The 1045-nt window shown below is 54.4% G+C and carries 1 protein-coding gene; it reads left to right on the top strand.

Features of this window, described 5'->3' with window-relative positions:
- Positions 1 to 68: 68 nt before the first annotated feature.
- Positions 69 to 1045 (top strand): IS5-like element IS5 family transposase (locus tag G5367_RS20065; RefSeq protein WP_421294937.1); only part of this gene is annotated, 977 nt, incomplete at its 3' end.

Below are 1045 nucleotides of genomic sequence, written 5' to 3'. Positions count from 1 at the left end.
GGAAGGTGCGAACAAGTCCCTGATATGAGATCATGTTTGTCATCTGGAGCCATGAAAAAGGGTTCATCATGAGTCATCAGCTCACCTTCGCCGACAGTGAATTCAGCAGTAAGCGCCGTCAGACCAGAAAAGAGATTTTCTTGTCCCGCATGGAGCAGATTCTGCCATGGCAAAACATGGTGGAAGTCATCGAGCCGTTTTATCCCAAGGCTGGTAATGGCCGGCGACCTTATCCGCTGGAAACCATGCTACGCATTCACTGCATGCAGCATTGGTACAACCTGAGCGATGGCGCGATCGAAGATGCTCTGTACGAAATCGCCTCCATGCGTCTGTTTGCCCGGTTATCCCTGGATAGCGCCTTGCCGGACCGCACCACCATCATGAATTTCCGCCACCTGCTGGAGCAGCATCAACTGGCCCGCCAATTGTTCAAGACCATCAATCGCTGGCTGGCCGAAGCAGGCGTCATGATGACTCAAGGCACCTTGGTCGATGCCACCATCATTGAGGCACCCAGCTCGACCAAGAACAAAGAGCAGCAACGCGATCCGCAGATGCATCAGACCAAGAAAGGCAATCAGTGGCACTTTGGCATGAAGGCCCACATTGGTGTCGATGCCAAGAGTGGCCTGACCCACAGCCTAGTCACCACCGCGGCCAACGAGCATGACCTCAATCAGCTGGGTAATCTGCTGCATGGAGAGGAGCAATTTGTCTCAGCCGATGCCGGCTACCAAGGGGCGCCACAGCGCGAGGAGCTGGCCGAGGTGGATGTGGACTGGCTGATCGCCGAGCGCCCCGGCAAGGTAAGAACCTTGAAACAGCATCCACGCAAGAACAAAACGGCCATCAACATCGAATACATGAAAGCCAGCATCCGGGCCAAGGTGGAGCACCCATTTCGCATCATCAAGCGACAGTTCGGCTTCGTGAAAGCCAGATACAAGGGGTTGCTGAAAAACGATAACCAACTGGCGATGTTATTCACGCTGGCCAACCTGTTTCGGGCGGACCAAATGATACGTCAGTGGGAGAGATCTCA

The sequence above is a fragment of the Aeromonas sp. 604282 genome, assembly GCF_049170575.1.
Taxonomy (GTDB): Bacteria; Pseudomonadota; Gammaproteobacteria; order Enterobacterales; family Aeromonadaceae; genus Aeromonas; species Aeromonas veronii_A.
The sequence above is the reverse complement of the archived record's forward strand: the minus strand, read 5'-3'. Positions and strand labels throughout refer to the sequence as shown.